We start from the raw sequence: 20,453 nt of genomic DNA, 5'->3' as shown, positions 1-20,453 counted from the left end.
ACAACAGCAACTGTAGTTGCAGGCCCTGATGGTAAGTGGACAGCGCCAAACCCAGGTGACTTGCTTGATGGTCAAACAGTGACTGCAACAGCGACTGACCCAGCAGGTAACCCATCATTACCAGGTACAGGCACTGTAGATGCATTGGCACCGACCGTTGCCTTGAGTGACGTGTTAACCAACGACAGCACACCTGCATTAACCGGTACAGTGAATGATCCGACTGCGACTGTGGTGGTGACTGTAGATGGTGTGGACTATCCAGCAGTCAATAACGGCAACGGTACCTGGACACTTGCAGACAATACGCTTCCAGTGTTGACCGATGGTCCACATACAGTAACTGTGACAGCGACCGACCCTGCAGGTAATGTGGGGATAACAGGTGCAGTGGTGACTATCGATACGACAGCACCGACAGTTGCGTTAAGTGATGTAACCACCAATGACAGTACACCTGAATTAACCGGTACAGTGAACGATCCAACAGCGACTGTTGTGGTGACTGTAAATGGTGTGGAGTATCCAGCGGTCAATAATGGCAACGGTACCTGGACACTTGCAGACAATACACTTCCAGTATTGGCAGATGGTCCACATACTGTGACTGTGACAGCAACCGACCCAGCAGGTAACGTGAGTACAACCAGTGCGGTGGTGACTGTAGATACTGCAGCAGCGAACCTACTTGGTGCGATTACAGTACCTGATGACTTAAACATTGATGGCATCATCAATGCAGCAGAACTTGGCGCAGACGGCAGCTTTGATGCCCGTGTTGCGTTGGGTCCGGATGCAGTGGTGGGCACTGTCGTGAATGTTAACGGCACTGACTACACAGTGAGTGCAACTGACTTGACGAATGGCTATATCACCGCAGCGATTCCTGTGACAGCAGATGGTCCAATCACTATCCATGCACAAGCAGTGGATTCACAAGGTCATATCAGCAGCCCGGCAGATGTCACAGTAACTGTAGACACGACTCCGGCGAACTTACTTGGTGCGATTACAGTACCGGATGACTTAAATACTGACGGTATTATCAATGCATCAGAACTTGGCGTAGACGGTAGCTTCAATGCCCGTGTTGCGTTGGGTCCAGATGCAGCGGTAGGTACTGTCGTGAATGTTAACGGCACTGACTACACGGTGAGTGCAACTGACCTAGGCAATGGCTATATCACCGCAGCAATTCCTGTAACAGCAGATGGTCCAATCATCATCCATGCACAAGCGGTGGATGCACAAGGTAATATCAGCAGTCCAGCAGATGTCACTGTAACTTTAGACACTACTGCGCCAACAGTTGTGTTAAGTGATGTAACCACCAATGACAGCACACCTGAATTAACAGGTACAGTGAATGATCCAGCAGCGACTGTGGTCGTGACTGTAAATGGTGTGGAGTATCCAGCGGTTAATAACGGCAACGGTACCTGGGCACTTGCAGACAATACACTTCCAGTGTTGGCCGATGGTCCACATACCGTGACTGTGACAGCAACCGACCCAGCAGGTAATGTGATTACAACCAGTGCGGTTGTGACTGTAGATACTGCGGCAGCGAACCTACTTGGTGCGATTACAGTACCGGATGACTTAAACAGTGATGGCATCATCAATGCAGCAGAACTTGGCACAGACGGCAGCTTTGATGCCCGTGTTGCGTTGGGTCCAGATGCAGTGGTGGGCACTGTCGTAAATGTTAACGGCACTGACTACACAGTAAGTGCAACTGACTTGACGAATGGCTATATCACCGCAGCGATTCCTGTGACAGCAGATGGCCCAATCACCATCCATGCACAAGCAGTGGATACCCAAGGCCATATCAGCAGTCCAGCAGATGTCATAGTGACAGTAGATACACTACCAGCGAACTTACTTGGCCCGATTACAGTACCAGATGACTTAAATACTGACGGCATCATCAATGCATCAGAATTGGGTACAGACAATAGCTTCAATGCCCGTGTTGCGTTGGGTTCTGACGCAGCGGTGGGTACTGTCGTGAATGTTAATGGCACTGACTACACAGTGAGTGCAACTGACCTTGGTAATGGCTATATCACCGCAACAATTCCTGTGACAGCAGATGGTGTAATTACCATCCATGCCCAAGCAGTGGATGCGCAAGGTAATATCAGCAGTCCTACCGATGTCACTGTAACTGTAGATACGCTTCCAGCGAACTTACTTGGAGTGATTACAGTACCGGATGACTTAAATACTGACGGTATTATCAATTCATCAGAATTGGGTACAGACAATAGCTTCAATGCCCGTGTTGCGTTGGGTCCAGATGCAGTGGTAGGTACGGTCGTAAACGTTAATGGTACTAACTACACTGTCAATGCAACTGACTTGACGAATGGCTATATCACCGCAGTGATCCCAGTGGTTGCTGATGGCCCAATTACCATCCATGCACAAGCGGTGGATGCGCAAGGTAATATCAGCAGTCCTACCGATGTCACTGTGACAGTGGATACAACTCCAGCGAACTTACTTGGTGCGATCACAGTACCGGATGACTTAAACACTGACGGTATTATCAATTCATCAGAATTGGGTGCAGACGGTAGCTTTAATGCCCGTGTAGCATTGGGTCCAGATGCAGCGGTGGGTACTGTCGTGAATGTTAACGGCACTGACTACACAGTGAGTGCAACCGACTTGACCAATGGCTATATCACCGCAGCGATTCCTGTGACAGCAGATGGGTCGATTACCATCCATGCACAAGCGGTGGATGCGCAAGGTAATATCAGCAGTCCTACCGATGTCACTGTAACCGTAGATACAACTCCAGCGAACTTACTTGGTCCGATTACAGTACCAGATGACTTAAACATTGATGGCATCATCAATGCAGCAGAACTTGGCGCAGACGGCAGCTTTGATGCCCGTGTTGCGTTGGGTCCGGATGCAGTGGTGGGCACTGTCGTAAACGTTAACGGCACTGACTACACAGTGAGTGCAACTGACTTGACGAATGGCTATATCACCGCAGCGATTCCTGTAACAGCAGATGGTGCAATTACCATCCATGCTCAAGCGGTGGATGCGCAAGGTAATATCAGCAGTCCTACCGATGTCACTGTAACTGTAGATACAACTCCAGCGAACTTACTTGGTGCGATCACAGTACCGGATGACTTAAACACTGACGGCATCATCAATGCATCAGAACTTGGCGCAGACGGTAGCTTTAATGCCCGTGTTGCGTTGGGTCCAGATGCAGCGGTGGGTACTGTCGTAAACGTTAACGGCACTGACTACACAGTGAATGCAACTGACCTAGGCAATGGCTATATCACCGCAGCAATTCCTGTGACAGCAGATGGTCCAATCACCATCCATGCTCAAGCGGTGGATGCGCAAGGTAATATCAGCAGTCCAGCAGATGTGACGGTAACTTTAGACGCTACTGCACCAACAGTTGCGTTAAGTGATGTAACCACCAATGACAGTACACCTGAATTAACAGGTACAGTGAACGATCCAACTGCGACAGTTGTGGTGACTGTAAATGGTGTGGACTATACTGCGGTGAACAATGGCAATGGTAGCTGGACACTTGCAGACAATACGCTTCCAGTGTTGACCGATGGTCCACACACTGTGACTGTGACAGCAACCGACCCTGCAGGTAATGTGGGCACTGGCAGTGCGGTGGTGACTGTAGATACTGCGGCAGCGAACTTACTTGGCCCGATTACAGTACCGGATGACTTAAATAGTGACGGTATTATCAATGCAGCAGAACTTGGCACAGACGGCAGCTTTGATGCCCGTGTTGCGTTGGGTCCGGATGCAGTGGTGGGCACTGTCGTAAACGTTAACGGCACTGACTACACTGTCAATGCGACTGACTTGACGAATGGCTATATCACTGCAGCAATTCCTGTGACAGCGGATGGCCCAATTACCATCCATGCCCAAGCAGTAGATTCACAAGGTCATATCAGCAGCCCGGCAGATGTCATCGTGACAGTAGATACGCTACCAGCGAACTTACTTGGTCCGATTACAGTACCGGATGACTTAAACACTGATGGCATTATCAATGCATCAGAATTGGGTACAGACGGCAGCTTCAATGCCCGTGTAGCGTTGGGCCCAGATGCGGCGGTGGGTACTGTCGTAAACGTTAACGGCACTAACTATACTGTCAATGCGACTGATCTTGGCAATGGCTATATCACTGCAGCCATTCCTGTGACAGTGGATGGTCCAATCACCATTCATGCCCAATCAGTGGATGCGCAAGGTAATATCAGCAGCCCAACAGATGTCACTGTGACTGTAGATACCATACCAGCTGATTTGATTAGTGCGATCACAGTACCGGATGACTTAAACATTGATGGCATCATCAATGCATCAGAACTTGGCGCAGACGGTAGCTTTAATGCCCGTGTAGGATTAGGTCCAGATGCAGCGGTAGGTACGGTCGTAAACGTTAACGGCACCAACTACACTGTTAATGCAACTGACTTGAGCAATGGTTATATCACAGCAGCAATCGCAGTAACTGCAGACGGCCCAGTGACTATCCATGCACAAGCAGTAGATGCACAAGGCAATGTCGATAATGCTACTGATGTCACAGTAACTGTGGATACTACGCCACCAGACATCAATACAGCTGCAATTGCGATTAATCCGATTACAGGTGATAACGTCCTTAGTCCGGTTGAGACTGCAGGAACAGTAAATATTACTGGAACGGTGACTATTCCTGCTGATGCAACTATTACTTCGGTTGTTGTTAACGTTAATGGCACAGACTACACAGCTGTAGTAGATCCAGTAAGTGGAACATGGACAATAGGTGTACCTGGTAGCCAGCTTGTAGCTGATACTGATTTGACAGTTGATGCAAAAGCAACCTTTACGGATGCTGCTGGCAACAGTAGTAATTTGCAAGCTACCCAAAGTTATACAATTGCAAGTTCTTCTATCATTGCATATGACAACTTTGATACGGCTGTTCTGGCTCCACAACCATTACAAATTGCAAATGATGCGGCTCTTGGTAGCAAAACTTACTTGGCGCTTGTATCACTTGCTGGTCTTAACCTACAACTTGGTTCTGAAGCGGTTAACTTTAATGTAGCTGCAAATCAAGAAGGTAATGCGACATTCACCTACAGTGCTTTAATTGGGGTTAATGCTCTATCTGATTACTCATTAGTTGTACAAAAATTTGATACAGCTACTGGTCAATGGACTTCTATATATGGTGGTGGTCAAGCAGATATTCTTCATCTGACTTTATTAGGTTCTACACCAGGTGTTGTTATCGATGGGCTTGAGCAAGGACAATACCGTGCGTTCATGACTTATAACGGTCTAGCAGGTATTGGTTTACTCGGTACTTTAACAGGTACTATGGATATTTATGATACAACTCAAATCGGTAGTTTCTACACAGAAACTGCGGATGGTAATGTGATCGTAGATATTAACTCAAGCGGCCAAGCTGATGTCGTAACTCCAAATACAGTTGTGAGTGAAGTTAATAACCAACCTGTTCTTGCTAATGGCACAACCATTAATGGTACATACGGTACGTTGGTGATCAACCTTGATGGTTCATACGTTTATACTCCAAATCAAAATGCTTCTGGAGTTGGGCAAGTCGATCACTTTGTATATACCTTAAAAGATTCTGTAACTGGTGATGTAGCCCAAGCAGCACTTAACATTCAATTAAGTTCTGTTAAAGCTGCAGATAACTTGGCAGTTGCTGAAATTAACCCAGAATCTTTACTTGTTGCGAATGATGTAGCGCTTGGTAGTGCAAGTTATTTAGCAGCAGTATCGTTAGCAGGTCTAAATTTACAACTTCTTGGTAACCCAACAGTTGCATTTAATGTAGATGCTGACCGTCAAGGTACCGCGACATTTACATTCAGTGGTTTACTCAACGCTGGTGTATTGAATGACTATTCGATTGTTGTTCAAAAATATGATGCTGCAACAGGACAATGGGTATCTATTGGCGGAAACAACCCACAAGCGACTTTAGTTAGCTTATCTCTAATAGGAGGTACTCCAACCGCAGTCATTGAAGGGCTAGATCCAGGACAATATCGTGCATTCATGGGCTACAGTGGTCTGGCAGGTGTGGGTATTGGTGGTACATTGACAGGTACAATGGATGTGTATAACCCATATGTTGTATCTGGATATTCAGTTGATCCGATCTCTGGTAACGTCATCAAAGATGCAGGTATTAATGGTGCAGTAGATGCTGCAAGCAATAATGCAGTGATCTCAGCGGTGAACGGAAATGCTGTTAATGCGACGGGTACAACTACAATCACTGGTACTTACGGTACGTTAGTCATTGATCAACATGGTAATTATACCTATACACCAAATGCAGATGGTCTCAACCTTGGTAAAGTGGATCAGTTCTCGTATACGTTACTAGACCCAGCAACAGGTAATACATCTCAAGCTATCTTGTATGTCCACTTGGATAGTAACAAGGTTGCTATGACTTGGAATGCAGCAGATCCATCACAACCTGCGGTTATTACAGGTCATGTTCCAGTTGATGCAATGGATAACGTTGCTTCAGCAGCAATTGATATGGTTTACCCGACTACACAACAAGTTCTTAATAACGCGATTAGCTATAGCTGGTTGTTAGGTGTTGGTGGCGTTGTTGTTGGTTCTAAACAAGGTACAGCAACTTTTAATGTAGCTGAAGGACATGTGTCTGAAGCTATCATCTCGGTTAACTTTGGTTCAGTAGCTACAGTTGTTGATGGTTTACATGTGGTATTAACACGAGTAAATCCAGACGGTACTCGTACAGTAATTGCAGATAGCGCGAATACTGGTGTGCTTGACCTATTAGGTATCTTCGGCTCTGAAGTGAAATTCAAAGTTGATAATTTAGGTTCTGGTAGCTATGAGCTATTTATGGAAAGCAATACGCTTCTAACTGCTCTAGGTAGTGTCACTGCAAGTATTACTTTGAATAATGGTGATATTACGCAAGTACCTAACTTGGTTGTAACTCCGGTTACAGGCAATGTTCTTTCAGACGACAACTCGGCTGTATATGGACCAAACTATACGCCAGACTATATTACGACTACGACAGTTGTGACTTCTGTGTCTTCTGAAACAGGTAATACATCGGCTGTGAATGTAGGTTCATCAACAGTTATTGTGGGTGCTTATGGTTCCTTAACGATTAATGCTGATGGTACTTACAGTTATCAAGCTACAGCGAACACACAAAATATAGGAAAAGTTGATAGCTTTACCTATACAGTGACGGACCCTGTAACTGGTAGAACAGACACAGCAACATTGCATATTCAAATTGGTTCTCCAGATGTGAATATCACTTGGAACAATGCTAACCCTGGTGCAGATGCGGTAATTCCGTTACCTGTAGCAAATGCTGATATTAATCATGCAACTGTTAGTATGAAACAAGTGACTGATGCAGTTGCTGATGTACCAAGTGGCACAGTCACTATTGGTAACCTTGCAGGCTTCCCACCATTACCTGTATTAAGCAGTACAGTGACTTCGAACCAATTCGTTATTGCTGCTAATACGGTAAGTGATGTTCATGTACAGTTAGACTATACGGCATCATTAAGCTTGTCGGCTCTTCCAACAACTGGTTATAAAATCCAGCAGTTGGTTGGTGCAACATGGGTAGATACTGTTTACTCAGGTTCTGCGACAGCCTTGGCAGGAGTTTTAGGTGCACCAGCATACTCAGCTGACGTATCTCACTTATCTGCTGGTACTTATCGAGTGGTATTTAGTTTATCTAGTCTGATTTCTTTAGGAACTGTGACTCTAGATTCTGTAGTAACTACAAAAGCTACACATCTAGATCAATACACACCTGATGGTTTAACAGATTGGATTCACGGCAATATCTTGTTAGGCGACACAACTGGTGGAGTTGCAGATACTTCAGCTGCTTCTCAACTATATGTTGAAGTTACACCAGGAAATTACCAAATTGCTGCTGGTCAGGCGATCAATACTGGCGAAGGTACGTTGTATCTCTACCATGATGGTTCGTACTACTATAAAGCTCTTGATACTGCGGCAAATGCTACGATTGATACGATTAACTACAAACTCGTATCGGTGACTGGTGCGGAGTCAACTAGCACATTAACCATCAACTTAAGTCAAGAGTTGAATAGCCTAGCTGTTAGTACAGGAGCAAATGATACATTTACGCTCGGTAATGGCGCGGATACCTTGATTTACAACACATTGACTGCTGCTGGTGTAAACAACCCAACAGGTGGTAATACAACTGCAGGTGGTGTAGATACATGGACTGATTTCCATGTGGGTAATACAGCAACTGATAGTCAAGCTGATAAGATCGATATTAGTAACTTGTTAGTTACTCATCCAAACAGTTTAACCATTGGTCAATATGTATCTGTAAGCTATGACGCTGCCACACAAAATGCCACCATTAGTGTAGACCGTGATGGCTTAGGTTTAACTTATTCAAGTACGCAATTGTTGACGATTCATTTGGATCAAGCTAGAACATCATTAACGCTTAATGATCTTCTCAACAATGGTCAAATTATCTATTAATAGATAATTAACCAAATAAAAAAGAGAACCCTAGGGTTCTCTTTTTTTATGTTTAAACAATACGTTAACTTAGCTTTTAAAGACTTCATGCTATGATGTATTGAAAATTTTATAGAACAACAAATAACGAATAGGGACTTAATTCGAGTGTCGGTATTTCTAGACTTTAAAAGACAACTTAAGTTTTGGTTGGAACATTTCGTTCAGCATGTTTCAGACCTTCCAGAAGAAACAATTTTGTTTATGTCATTTGGTCCTAAAGATCAAAGATGTAGTGTCTGGCATACCGAAAAAACAGCTTTTTCACAAGCAACTATACAATTACTCGATTTTATTGATAAACAGTTTTCTCCAGATCAACTTCCAGACTATATAAAAATTGATGTTGCGTACAACCTAGAAAAACAAAGTTGGGGGCAAATAGAACAACTTGTTCATCATCAATTCCACAATAACCACTATCGTAGAGGAATTGCATTTGATGAAGCATGTTCGGTAGTTTTTCTTGAGCAAGAGATATATGGCAAAGCAATTATCCGGGGCTTAAGTTATGACAAACCTAACTTTTTTGATGAAACCAATCTGAACTATGCAATTAAGCAAAAATATAACGCTACTAAACCACAAATTAGACTACAAGAGCTGCAAGACGTTTGGACTTTCGATACCTATGCAACTTTTTATGAAAATGGACAGTTTATTAATTTAGCAAGCCGTTATGATGCAAATGGTATTAGAGGTATTACGGCCAACAAGAAGCAGCATTTTAGAGAGCTCATCGAGAAAAATGCCGCGTTTTTGCACAGCCAAATTCAAGAAAAGGGCAAATTCATTTATGGCTATTTTCCTGCCTTTGATCGAGATATCCGCAACTACAATACTGTACGTCATTGCACATCACTTTATGCACTATTAGAAACTTTCGAAGTACAAAATAAACCTGAATATTGGCCTAAAATCGTGAGTGCCATCCAATATGCACTTACTCATTTTTATAAAGAAAAAGACTCTACAACTGCTTTTATGATCGATGGAAAAGAAGGGGAGTTTGAAATTAAATTAGGTGCAAACGCAGCAGCTATTTTAATGTTAACGAAATATCAGGAAATTACTCAAAAAACAGATTATTTAAAATATGCAGAGAAACTTGCAAATGGTATTTTAAAATTAGTTGATTCAGATGGATTAACTACTCATGTATTAAATTATCCAGGCTATGATTTAAAAGAAAAGTTTAGAATTATTTATTACGATGGAGAAGCAGCATTAGCTTTACTTAGGTTGTATCAAATAAATCAGGATAAAAGATTATTAGATACCGTTAAATTAATGTTTGAAAATTTTATTTATAAAAGATATGAAAAATATCATGATCATTGGTTAAGTTACTGTACCAATGAGCTTACAAAAATATGCCCGGAAGAAAAATATTTTATTTTTGGTTTAAATAATTATTTAAAACATTTTATTTTTATTCGAAATAGAAAAACAACATATGCGACTTTGTTAGAAATGCTCATGGCCGCTTATAAAATGGTAAACCGTTTAAAAGAGCAAGGCCATCAAAAACTTTTTGAACAAGCCTATATGCACGAGTTAAAAAAACTCATTACATTTCGGGCTGAGTTTCAAACTACAGGCTTTTTCTATCCAGAAATAGCGATGTACATGGCGCGTCCAGATAAAATATTGCATGCATTTTATGTACGACATGATCGCTTTAGAGTAAGAATAGATGACCAAGAACATAACTTATCGGGCTATATAGCCTATGTAAAAGATTTCGAAGGAGAGGAGATATGACTGATCCTCTGTTTGAAATTAAGTTATTGGCAGCTCTTGATAATACGAACTTTGATGATGCAGTTTGGGAGTTTGAAATTGATGGAGACATTTCAACTTTATTGCTCATTGATTATGCATTAGAGCAGTTTCATCAAAAAAATATCAAAGCAGATAAGACCTATGTTGTATCTGAGCAAAAGCTTAAGCAAATTGGTGAGCAAAATTTAGGTTTAGAAAAAAATGAAACGTATACATTTGTCGAGCTCTTGCAATTCTTAATTTTTACTCAGGCAAATGATGTCAAACATGCTTTAAGCAATATGCTTTTTGATTCAGTTGAGCAAGCACAATTGACCTTGTCTCAAAGAGCAGGAAACTATCATTTAACTTTAAATCCATCTAATCAATTAAAAAAACTCTTTCTATTAGTACAGCACATTTATAGCTATCCAGCCGAGCTAAAAAATCTTTTCTTTATTAAAAACCTTTCTTTTAAAAATAAAGTATATCAACCCATTACGCCTTTGCTTGCTCATCCTGTGTTAACTTCGGTTTTATATATCTCACATACAGTTAGACAAATTTATATTACTTATCTTGAAGATAACCAGAGCATTGGCTTTTTCTCTTTTTTAGATGTCATTCACCGTCTTGAGCATTTGGTTCCTTATTATCACTATTTCCAAGAAGAGTATGTAAACGCGAAGAGTTGTACTTCACAGACTGGGATCATCAATATTCTTGGAGATACATATTTCGGTGAAATGTACACTGAAAAGCGTAAGTCTAGAGGACAAACAGATGCTTTACAGCAGTATGGATATCACTATTCATTTGAAAAAATACAGCCATTTTTAGGTAAAAATGACATAAACATAGCTAACTTTGAAGCAGTCTTTTCTCTAGAAAACCAATCACCATTAAAAGATAAAAAGCCATTCATTCTAAAAGCCGATGCTAAAAAGACATTAGAAGAGTTTAATAACGTTCATCTTAACTATTTGGTGTTGGCAAACAATCATCTGAAGGATTATGGCGATGAAGGGTTGGCCTATACATTACAACAATTGGATCAGGCGAATGTTTCATATATAGGTGCTGGACTAAATCAAAAAGATGCCCACAATTACTTTGAAATATCTTTTGAAAATAAGCACTATGCGATTTTTAATGGTTACTGGCATAGAGACACCGCTTATCTAGACTACGATTTCTATGCATTAGGACCACGAAGCGGAGTAGCTTGCTTAAATGGTGTTTTACTTGAGCAAATAGTACGTTATAAGCAGGCTCATCCTAAGCATAAAATTATTGTTATTTGCCATTGGGGAATCGACTTTAAACCTCCTACAAAAGAGCAAATTAAACTTGCCGCTATTCTTACACAGGCAGGGGCTGACCTGATCATTGGTCATGGTGCTCATACTATTCAACCCATTCAGATCATCAACCAAAAGCCAGTTGTGTTGGGTATAGGCAATGCTGTGTTTAATAGTGATGGAGAGTATGAACAGCAAAATGCTTTGCCATTTGGCTGTATAGTGAGACTAGATCTAGCAAATGACTTGCTTCGACTTTATCCAATTTATACGAATAACTTAAAAACTTTTTGGCAACCGTATCCTGTAGATACTGAGAATTTCTCAAAGGCCAGTACTTATATGACATCTTTACTGGCCCATGAGGATTACCTTACTACCAAAGATAGCTTGGGGGCGTATATTGAAATTAAATTTTAAGTATATTGTTTATAACTAGATAAAATGGTTTGAAGCTGTGCTTGAGTAAAGCCTAAGTTTCTTAAGCCACCACTGCCTAATTTACATTCAGCACTGGCCATAATATTGGTCGGAGTAGTTTTAGTAGCATTAGGTGCACATACATGTTTTAAGCCGAAAGCATGACCCATCTCGTGAATACTACCTGCTTGAATATTATAATTTAAACGATTCCAGTCTAATAAAATAAAGGGTTTTCCGTTATTACGGAATGTTCGACTGGTAACATCATCAAACTCTAAGTTTTTTGAATATGCATCGTATATAAAGATGATAACTTCTTTACGTGCTGTGCGCTTAGGGAAGCAGGCATTGGCACTTGCAGGGATAGAGCCTATAGAAATAGGACGAGCTTGGTTTATTTCATTACCAAGTTCGCAGTGCATTTTTGAAAAATCTTGGTAAGAAATATAACGGTTTAATTTGAAATTAAAGATTTTATTTCCTTGGTCATCTAAATAGTATTTATTTAAGATGCGAACTTCTTTTCGCATTTGTGTCAGATTATCGAAGCGTGCAGCAGAAGGATTGTCTGTAGTAAAAACGAAAGTGACTGGAACTACAGGTCTATTATTGGCAGGCTCCTCTGATAAATCAGGCGTTTGTAGAGGAGGACGGGTCGTACAAGAAACACATAGAAGTGTCCCTGTAATCATCATCAAGGTTTTTTTCATATTCATCGCATTGTCTCTGCATATTCTTTTAAAGAGATTTAAAGTAAATTTTTATATGATATGAACGATGTCAATTTTTATGGATTCCATTTTGACAACTCAGTATGAACTACATCGACAAATTTTAGAAGTCATCGCTCTAATTCCATATGGAAAAGTAGCAACTTACGGACAAATAGCACGTATGGCTGGGTTACCTAAACACGCCAGATTAGTGGGTTATGTTCTTAAACATCTTGAAGCAGATCATCAAGTTCCTTGGTACCGTGTTATTAACTCACAAGGTAAAATTAGCCTAAGTAAATTTAATGAAAAAGGTGAAAATGTTCAGCAGTTAAAGCTTGAAGCTGAAGGAGTCTATTTGCTGAATGGTAAAGTGAACTTAAAGCAGTTTGCTTGGCAACCTTAAAATGATTAAAGAGAACAAATACAAATGCAGAATTATAAATGGCGGAGTGTAGCCATATTACTACTCAGTTTAATAGTGCAATCGAGTTTTGCAGAGCAGACTATTTCAGCTCAACCTTTTATCAATGTGAAAGCTTCATCACAAGATATACATTCGATCTGTCAGCAGTTGAGTCAGAAATGTAGCGATGACGCTAAGCTATGGAAAGCCAAAAATACACAAGATCAGTCTTATTATTTAATAGATGAGACTCCGCAAATTGCTCAAGTTAAAAAGCTAAATAACCAATACACAGTAATAAATCAGTGGAATTTTAAAAATTATGAACATAGTAATAAAGAGCCACATTCTGATGATTTAGGCCCTAATGGACTCAAAATCTTTCCAGCACTATATCCGCTTAATAAAAGTGAATATGCCATAGCAGTGCTAAACACATGGTTTACTGGTTATTCTGGAGGAGGGCGTTTTGAGGAAAATGCTGATTTTGTTGAGCTTAAGCCTAAAGGGCAGTATCAGGTTGCATTAAAAGATATTGCTTTTTCTTCGAATGAAATGATTCGGGCATGCTTTTCAGAACAAGAGTATAAGAAGTCACCGCATTGCCATGATGAAACATGGATGACATTAAATATTAGGTTTAAAGATATCGGCCAATCTTACTATTTATGGCAGTTAAATTATAAACATTATTCTTGGGATGCTTTTAAAAGTAAAAAAACAATAACGGTTGAGCAATCAGGAGAAGACATTATTCCTTTTAAAAAATAGGTGCCTATCTGGCTGAATTGAGCCAGACAGGCAATTTTTTAGCGAACAATTAAAACTGGAATATGGCTTTCACCTAAAACTTTTTGTGCGACACTTCCTAAAACAAGTTTTCGCACGCCTGTACGGCCATGAGAGCCCATTACAATCAGGTCAGCATTAAGTTCTTGTGCAGCTTGCATAATTTCTTCGTGAACAACGAAACCTTCAAGTAATTTGGTTTCTACAGTAAGGCCTTCTTGTAAAAATTGTTGTTTGGCTTGCTCTAAAATATCGAGTAAGTATGTTCTAGTCCGCTCAATTAGTTCATTGGTTTGACCAGTCTTCACATAAAGATCTGCAATAATTGGATCAAGTGCCATGACCTGTACGATAGTAATTTTACTATTTAATGCTTTGCCAAGTTTGATCGCTTCTTTCATAGCGACCATAGAAGTTTCAGAACCGTCAATTGGTACAAGAATATGTTGATATAACATGAGATTGTTCCTTATTGTAATGATGCTTATTTATTCAATACTTTATACTTCTTTTCTTACGATTTAAATTCGAGCACGTAATCATTTGTGATTTTTAAACAAGAAAAACTTGAGAATATATTTTATTTGTCTCTTAAATTTTCAACATGTGCTGTTAAAGCATCAATATCATCAGTTTGCAAATATTCCCGCATTTTTAAAACTTGTTTTTCATCTAAATCATAAAGCTTTAAAGCGAGTAGTTTTTCTATTTGCTCGGGAGGAAAACGGTATTTAATAATTGTTGCTGGTACACCACCAACAATTGCGTAGGGTGGAATGTCTTTTGTTACGACGGCTCCAGTTGCAATTACAGCACCTTCACCGATTTTTACACCTTGCATAATCATTGCACGGCTTCCAATCCAACAACCATCTGCAATGATGGTGTCACCAGCTGCTAAAAAACTGCGGGTATCAAAAGGGAAAGTCGAAATCCAGTCTGGTCTATGAAGCTGATTACCACCCATCATAATCACGCACTCAGCCCCAAAACACACAAAATTACCAATATAAAGCTGATCGATAGGTTTGTCTGGTGTCGCAGCTTTGTCGTGTAAATAGCGCACGACACAACGTTCAAAACCTTGATCCCAATAGGCTGAGTAGTAAGAATAATTACCTTTAATATGGATATTCGGATTTTTTACAGTTTTGGAAATAAACTCAAATTCGCACCAATGACGGACTGGTGTGTTAATCAGAGGCGTGTCCATAATCTATTATCCAAACAAAAATGAGCTAAACCATATTAAATAAAAACCCCTCAGGAAGAGGGGTTCAAGAGCAGTATCTTAGAGATATTCTACGCTTACAACTTCATACTCAACTTCGCCTTGAGGAGTGGTGATTTTTACTTCATCACCTTCATTTTTACCCAAAAGACCGCGAGCGATTGGTGAGTTCACTGAGATTTTATTAATTTTAAAATCAGCCTCATCATCACCAACAATTTTATAAGTCTTGCGTTCTTCAGTATCAAGGTTTTCAATCGTTACCGTAACACCGAATACAACACGACCGTTTTGTTCTAAGTCTTTAACATCGATGACTTGTGCAGCACCCAATTTTCCTTCGATATCTTGGATACGGCCTTCACAGAAACCTTGCTGTTCACGAGCAGCATGATATTCTGCGTTTTCTTTTAAGTCCCCATGTTCACGTGCCTCAGCAATCGCTTGAGTAATACGTGGACGTTCAACAGATTTCAGATGTTGTAATTCTTTCTCTAAGGCACTTTTACCTTCAGGGGTCATTGGATAACGTTGCATTTCGGTCCCTCTTAAGTTGAGAAAACACAGTTAAAAAAATGAAAAAATCCCGCCACCGATAAGGTGGCGGGACTTATCGGAAAAAAATTAACCTACAGTTAAATCTTGCAAGCGGTATACATCCATTGGCAATTTCACAGCAAAGGCTTGGCAAACCGCTTCTGCACCATTGATAGTCGTTGTGTAATACACTTTGCCTTGTAGGGCAGCACGACGGATCATTGCAGAATCATATTGAGCTTGTTTGCCTTCAGTAGTGTTGACAATAAGGTGTATTTCACCATTTTTCAAGCGGTCAACAATATGTGGACGTCCTTCAGTTACTTTATTTACAGGTTCACATTCCAAACCAGCTTCTTTAAGTACTTTATACGTTCCACCTGTTGCTACCAGTTTGAAACCATATGCCACGAACTTTTTAGCGATATCAGCAATATATTTCTTATCAGATTCACGAACAGATAAGAAAGCAATCTTTTCTTCGCCTTCAGTTGGTAGGCCTGGTAAACGATCATTCGAACCTAAAACGGCTTTATAGAACGCTTCGCCAAATGTCTTACCAACGCCCATTACTTCACCTGTAGATTTCATCTCAGGCCCAAGCATTGGGTCTACGCCTTGGAACTTAGCAAATGGGAAAACAGCTTCCTTCACAGCAAAGTGAGTTGGAATGATTTCTTTAGTAAAGCCTTGAGATTCAAGTGATTGACCTGCCATACAACGAGCAGCTACTTTTGCTAAAGAATCACCAATACATTTTGATACGAACGGAACAGTACGTGATGCACGTGGGTTTACTTCAAGAACGTAAATATCGTCGCCTTTAACTGCGAACTGAACGTTCATTAAACCAACTACACCAAGTTCTTTCGCCATAGCAACTGTTTGACGACGCATTTCATCCTGAACTTCTTTAGAAAGAGAGTAAGGAGGAATAGAACATGCTGAGTCACCAGAGTGAATACCAGCTTGTTCGATGTGCTGCATGATACCGCCGATTACGACATCTTTACCGTCAGATACGCAGTCAACGTCAACTTCAGTTGCATCATCAAGGAAGTGGTCAAGAAGAACAGGCGCTTCATTAGAAGCCTGTACCGCTTCGCGAAGGTAACGTTTAAGTTCATCTTCGTTATACACGATCTCCATTGCGCGACCACCTAATACATAAGATGGGCGAACAACTAACGGATAACCAACTTTCGCAGCTTCAGAGATACCTTCTTCAGCAGATTTTACAATGCTGTTGTTTGGTTGGCGAAGTTGTAAACGTTGAATCATTTGTTGGAAACGTTCACGGTCTTCTGCGCGGTCAATTGCATCTGGAGAAGTACCGATAATAGGAGTACCAGCTTCTTCTAAAGCACGTGCTAACTTAAGTGGAGTCTGACCACCGTATTGTACGATTACGCCTTTTGGCTTCTCAGTACGTACGATTTCAAGAACATCTTCAAGTGTTACAGGTTCGAAGTATAAACGGTCAGATGTGTCATAGTCGGTAGAAACAGTTTCAGGGTTACAGTTCACCATGATTGTTTCATAACCGTCTTCACGCATTGCTAAAGCAGCGTGTACACAGCAGTAGTCAAATTCGATACCTTGACCAATACGGTTTGGACCACCACCAATTACCATGATCTTGTCACGGTTTGATGGATTTGCTTCGCACTCTTCATCGTAAGTTGAATACATATATGCTGTACCAGATTCAAACTCTGCAGCACATGTATCAACACGTTTGTAAACTGGATAAACACCCAAGTTCCAACGTTGTTTACGGAATTGCTTTTGTGAAATACCCATGAGGTGCGCAATACGAAGGTCAGATAAACCTTTACGTTTGAACGAACGGATATTTTCAGCAGTTAGATCACCAAAACCTAAAGTTTTTACTTGAGCTTCTGTCTTAACGATATCTTGAATTTGGATCAAGAACCAACGGTCAATCTTAGTTGCTTCAAATACGTCATCTAAAGAGAAGCCATGACGGAATGCATCTGCTACGTACCAAATACGCTCAGGTCCCGGAACTTTAAGCTCTTTTAAAATGGTTTCTTTTACATTTGTTGCACCAGCTTCGATTTTTTCATCGAAACCGCTTACGCCAACTTCAAGACCACGTAATGCTTTTTGTACAGATTCTTGGAAGTTACGGCCAATTGCCATGACTTCACCAACAGATTTCATCTGAGTGGTAAGAACTGGTTCTGCTTGTGGGAATTTCTCGAAGTTAAAACGAGGAATCTTCGTTACGACGTAGTCGATTGATGGTTCAAAGCTCGCAGGAGTTACGCCGCCAGTGATGTCATTTTTCAATTCATCAAGGGTATAACCAACAGCTAGTTTCGCAGCAATTTTTGCAATTGGGAAACCAGTTGCTTTAGAAGCAAGAGCAGACGAACGAGATACACGAGGGTTCATCTCGATCACAACCATACGGCCGTCTTTCGGGTTAATACCGAACTGAACGTTAGAACCACCTGTCTCAACACCAATTTCACGAAGAACCGCAACTGAAGCATTACGCATCAATTGATATTCTTTGTCAGTCAATGTTTGAGCTGGTGCTACAGTGATTGAGTCACCTGTGTGAACACCCATTGGGTCAAAGTTTTCGATCGCACATACGATAATACAGTTGTCGTTTTTGTCACGAACAACTTCCATTTCGTATTCTTTCCAGCCAATTAAAGATTCATCAATCAATAATTGGTGAGTAGGAGAGAGGTCGAAACCGCGTTCACAAATTTCAAGGAATTCTTCACGGTTATATGCAATACCGCCGCCTGAACCACCCATTGTAAATGATGGACGGATAATTACTGGGAAACCAAAGCGAGATTGGATTTCCAATGCTTCTTCCATGGTTTCAGCAATAGCAGCTTTTGGACATTCCAAACCGATTTTGCGCATAGCGATGTCGAAGAGTTTACGGTCTTCAGCTTTTTCAATCGCTTCTTTCGTTGCACCAATAAGTTCTACGTTGTATTTCGCTAATACGCCGTTTTCATCAAGAGCAAGTGCGCAGTTCAATGCAGTTTGTCCACCCATAGTTGGAAGGACTGCATCTGGACGCTCTTTTTCAATGATTTGAGCAACAGTTTGCCAAGTAATTGGCTCAATGTAAGTTGCATCCGCCATTGAAGGGTCAGTCATAATGGTCGCTGGGTTAGAGTTAACCAAAATAACACGGTAGCCTTCTTCACGAAGTGCTTTACATGCTTGAGCACCTGAGTAGTCAAACTCACATGCCTGTCCAATCACAATCGGGCCAGCACCAATAATTAAGATGCTTTTAATATCCGTACGTTTAGGCATTATTCGCTCCGTAATTACTGTTTAGATGCTTCGATAAGTTCGATGAAGTGATCGAACAAAGGTGCACAATCATGTGGACCAGGACTTGCTTCAGGGTGACCTTGGAAGCTGAAAGCTGGTTTGTCAGTACGGTGGATACCTTGTAAGGTGCCATCGAACAATGATTTATGCGTTGCTTTTAAGTTAGCCGGTAATGTCTCTGCATCTACAGCAAAACCATGGTTTTGAGAGGTGATCATCACTGTACCGTTTTCAAGATTTTGTACAGGATGGTTTGCACCGTGGTGACCATGATTCATTTTTACAGTTTTTGCACCAGAAGCGAGTGCCAAGATTTGGTGTCCTAAACAGATACCAAATACAGGTAATGTTGTGGTTTCAACAATAGTTTTTACAGCTTCGATTGCGTAGTCACAAGCCGCTGGGTCACCAGGACCGTTTGAAAGGAATACGCCATCTGGATTAAGTGCTAATACTTTTTCAGCCGGAGTTTCAGCAGGAACAACTGTAAGTTTGCAACCGCGGTCTGCAAGCATACGCAAGATGTTGGTTTTGACACCATAATCGTATGCAACCACATGGTATTTTAACTCAGGTTGAGTAAAGCCCTTACCTAATACCCATGAACCTTCAGACCATTCAAAACCTGTAGGATCACAGCACTCTTTGGCAAGGTCTAAACCATTTAAACCACCAAAAGCGCGAGCTTTAGCAATCGCTTCTTCTTCAGTAATATTTTCGCCAGCAAGGATGCAACCATTTTGTGCACCTTTGTCACGTAAGATACGAGTGAGTTTACGTGTATCAATATCTGCAATTGCAACCACATTGTGCGCCTGCAAATATTCACCTAACGACTGCTCAGAACGGAAGTTACTGTGTAGTAGTGGAAGGTCACGAATAATTAAACCATTCGCCCATACTTTATGGATACGACCAGATTCAACGTCTTCTTCGTTGCAACCAGTGTTACCAATATGAGGGTAAGTTAATGTCACAATTTGTTGTGCATAACTTGGGTCAGTCAAAATTTCTTGATAGCCTGTCATGGCTGTGTTAAAAACGACTTCTCCAGTCGTACTTCCCGTTGCGCCGATTGACGTTCCTTTAAAGATCGTTCCATCTGCGAGGGCTAAAATGGCGGGGGTGCTCAAACCAAAGCTCCTGAATTTCGGCTGTAAAAAAGCGAGTAGACCTAAAAAAGATAGGCGATGTTCTAAAAAAACATGCCCCTCCCTATCGGTCTGCCCGCTTGTAACTTAACAGCGCATTATACGCATGGAACCCTAAAAAGTCTATTTATTTTCTATTAAAAA

The 20,453-nt window shown here is 41.1% G+C and carries 11 protein-coding genes; 5 read left to right on the top strand and 6 right to left on the bottom strand.

The window, feature by feature from the left end; translation table 11 throughout:
• From ACG59Z_RS04135 to ACG59Z_RS04125, 3 genes are all read left to right on the top strand, one after another.
• A partial coding sequence (locus ACG59Z_RS04135) for a BapA/Bap/LapF family large adhesin (protein WP_400198006.1) occupies window positions 1-8,616 on the top strand: 8,616 nt, incomplete at its 5' end.
• A gap of 147 nt (window positions 8,617-8,763) precedes the next feature.
• On the top strand, window positions 8,764-10,419 hold the full coding sequence (locus tag ACG59Z_RS04130) for a poly alpha-glucosyltransferase (protein ID WP_400198005.1): 1,656 nt from the start codon (window positions 8,764-8,766) through the stop codon (window positions 10,417-10,419).
• Window positions 10,416-12,140 carry a CapA family protein gene (locus ACG59Z_RS04125; RefSeq protein ID WP_400198004.1) on the top strand — a complete coding sequence of 575 codons (1,725 nt, stop codon included), beginning with the start codon at window positions 10,416-10,418 and terminating at the stop codon, window positions 12,138-12,140. Before ACG59Z_RS04130 ends, ACG59Z_RS04125 begins: the two co-directional genes overlap by 4 nt.
• Here the strand turns inward: ACG59Z_RS04125 and ACG59Z_RS04120 are convergent.
• Window positions 12,137-12,853 carry a metalloprotease gene (locus ACG59Z_RS04120; RefSeq protein WP_400198003.1) on the bottom strand — a complete coding sequence of 239 codons (717 nt, stop codon included), beginning with the start codon at window positions 12,851-12,853 and terminating at the stop codon, window positions 12,137-12,139. The two genes, ACG59Z_RS04125 and ACG59Z_RS04120, sit on opposite strands and share 4 nt — an antisense overlap.
• Window positions 12,854-12,932: 79 nt before the next feature.
• Here ACG59Z_RS04120 and ACG59Z_RS04115 point away from each other — a divergent pair, with 79 nt between their 5' ends.
• Both ACG59Z_RS04115 and ACG59Z_RS04110 read left to right on the top strand, forming a co-directional pair.
• Entirely contained in the window at window positions 12,933-13,262 is a 330-nt protein-coding gene (locus tag ACG59Z_RS04115) for an MGMT family protein (protein ID WP_077164276.1), read from the top strand.
• Window positions 13,263-13,286: 24 nt separating this feature from the next.
• Window positions 13,287-14,033, top strand: a complete 747-nt coding sequence (locus ACG59Z_RS04110; RefSeq protein WP_400198002.1) for a hypothetical protein — start codon at window positions 13,287-13,289, stop codon at window positions 14,031-14,033.
• A 38-nt stretch (window positions 14,034-14,071) separates the two neighbouring features.
• Here the strand turns inward: ACG59Z_RS04110 and ACG59Z_RS04105 are convergent, their stop codons facing one another.
• The 5 genes from ACG59Z_RS04105 to carA form a co-directional block, all read right to left on the bottom strand.
• The gene (locus tag ACG59Z_RS04105; protein ID WP_400198001.1) at window positions 14,072-14,509 is read right to left on the bottom strand and encodes a universal stress protein; all 438 of its coding nucleotides are present in this window, start codon (window positions 14,507-14,509) and stop codon (window positions 14,072-14,074) included.
• A gap of 122 nt (window positions 14,510-14,631) precedes the next feature.
• Window positions 14,632-15,264: a CatB-related O-acetyltransferase gene (locus tag ACG59Z_RS04100; protein WP_400198000.1), complete on the bottom strand. Its 633-nt coding sequence runs from the start codon at window positions 15,262-15,264 to the stop codon at window positions 14,632-14,634.
• A 78-nt stretch (window positions 15,265-15,342) separates the two neighbouring features.
• Window positions 15,343-15,819: a transcription elongation factor GreA gene (greA, locus tag ACG59Z_RS04095; protein ID WP_191010364.1), complete on the bottom strand. Its 477-nt coding sequence runs from the start codon at window positions 15,817-15,819 to the stop codon at window positions 15,343-15,345.
• Between the two features lie 87 nt (window positions 15,820-15,906).
• Window positions 15,907-19,137, bottom strand: a complete 3,231-nt coding sequence (gene carB, locus ACG59Z_RS04090; RefSeq protein WP_400197999.1) for a carbamoyl-phosphate synthase large subunit — start codon at window positions 19,135-19,137, stop codon at window positions 15,907-15,909.
• A gap of 14 nt (window positions 19,138-19,151) precedes the next feature.
• Window positions 19,152-20,291 (bottom strand): glutamine-hydrolyzing carbamoyl-phosphate synthase small subunit, encoded by a 1,140-nt coding sequence (carA, locus tag ACG59Z_RS04085; RefSeq protein ID WP_191010362.1) that lies wholly within the window; start codon window positions 20,289-20,291, stop codon window positions 19,152-19,154.
• Window positions 20,292-20,453: the final 162 nt, after the last annotated feature.

The sequence above is a fragment of the Acinetobacter sp. ABJ_C1_1 genome (genome assembly GCF_044684115.1).
GTDB lineage: Bacteria > Pseudomonadota > Gammaproteobacteria > Pseudomonadales > Moraxellaceae > Acinetobacter > Acinetobacter nosocomialis_A.
The sequence above is the reverse complement of the archived record's forward strand: the minus strand, read 5'-3'. Positions and strand labels throughout refer to the sequence as shown.

What these genes read in the sequence shown, in the direction of transcription:
- carB (WP_400197999.1), bottom strand. Translation starts at nt 19,137, where the DNA reads ATGCCTAAACGTACGGATATTAAAAGCATCTTAATTATTGGTGCTGGC.
- greA (WP_191010364.1), bottom strand. Translation starts at nt 15,819, where the DNA reads ATGCAACGTTATCCAATGACCCCTGAAGGTAAAAGTGCCTTAGAGAAA.
- ACG59Z_RS04105 (WP_400198001.1), bottom strand. Translation starts at nt 14,509, where the DNA reads ATGTTATATCAACATATTCTTGTACCAATTGACGGTTCTGAAACTTCT.
- ACG59Z_RS04115 (WP_077164276.1), top strand. Translation starts at nt 12,933, where the DNA reads ATGGATTCCATTTTGACAACTCAGTATGAACTACATCGACAAATTTTA.
- ACG59Z_RS04125 (WP_400198004.1), top strand. Translation starts at nt 10,416, where the DNA reads ATGACTGATCCTCTGTTTGAAATTAAGTTATTGGCAGCTCTTGATAAT.
- ACG59Z_RS04100 (WP_400198000.1), bottom strand. Translation starts at nt 15,264, where the DNA reads ATGGACACGCCTCTGATTAACACACCAGTCCGTCATTGGTGCGAATTT.
- ACG59Z_RS04120 (WP_400198003.1), bottom strand. Translation starts at nt 12,853, where the DNA reads ATGAAAAAAACCTTGATGATGATTACAGGGACACTTCTATGTGTTTCT.
- ACG59Z_RS04110 (WP_400198002.1), top strand. Translation starts at nt 13,287, where the DNA reads ATGCAGAATTATAAATGGCGGAGTGTAGCCATATTACTACTCAGTTTA.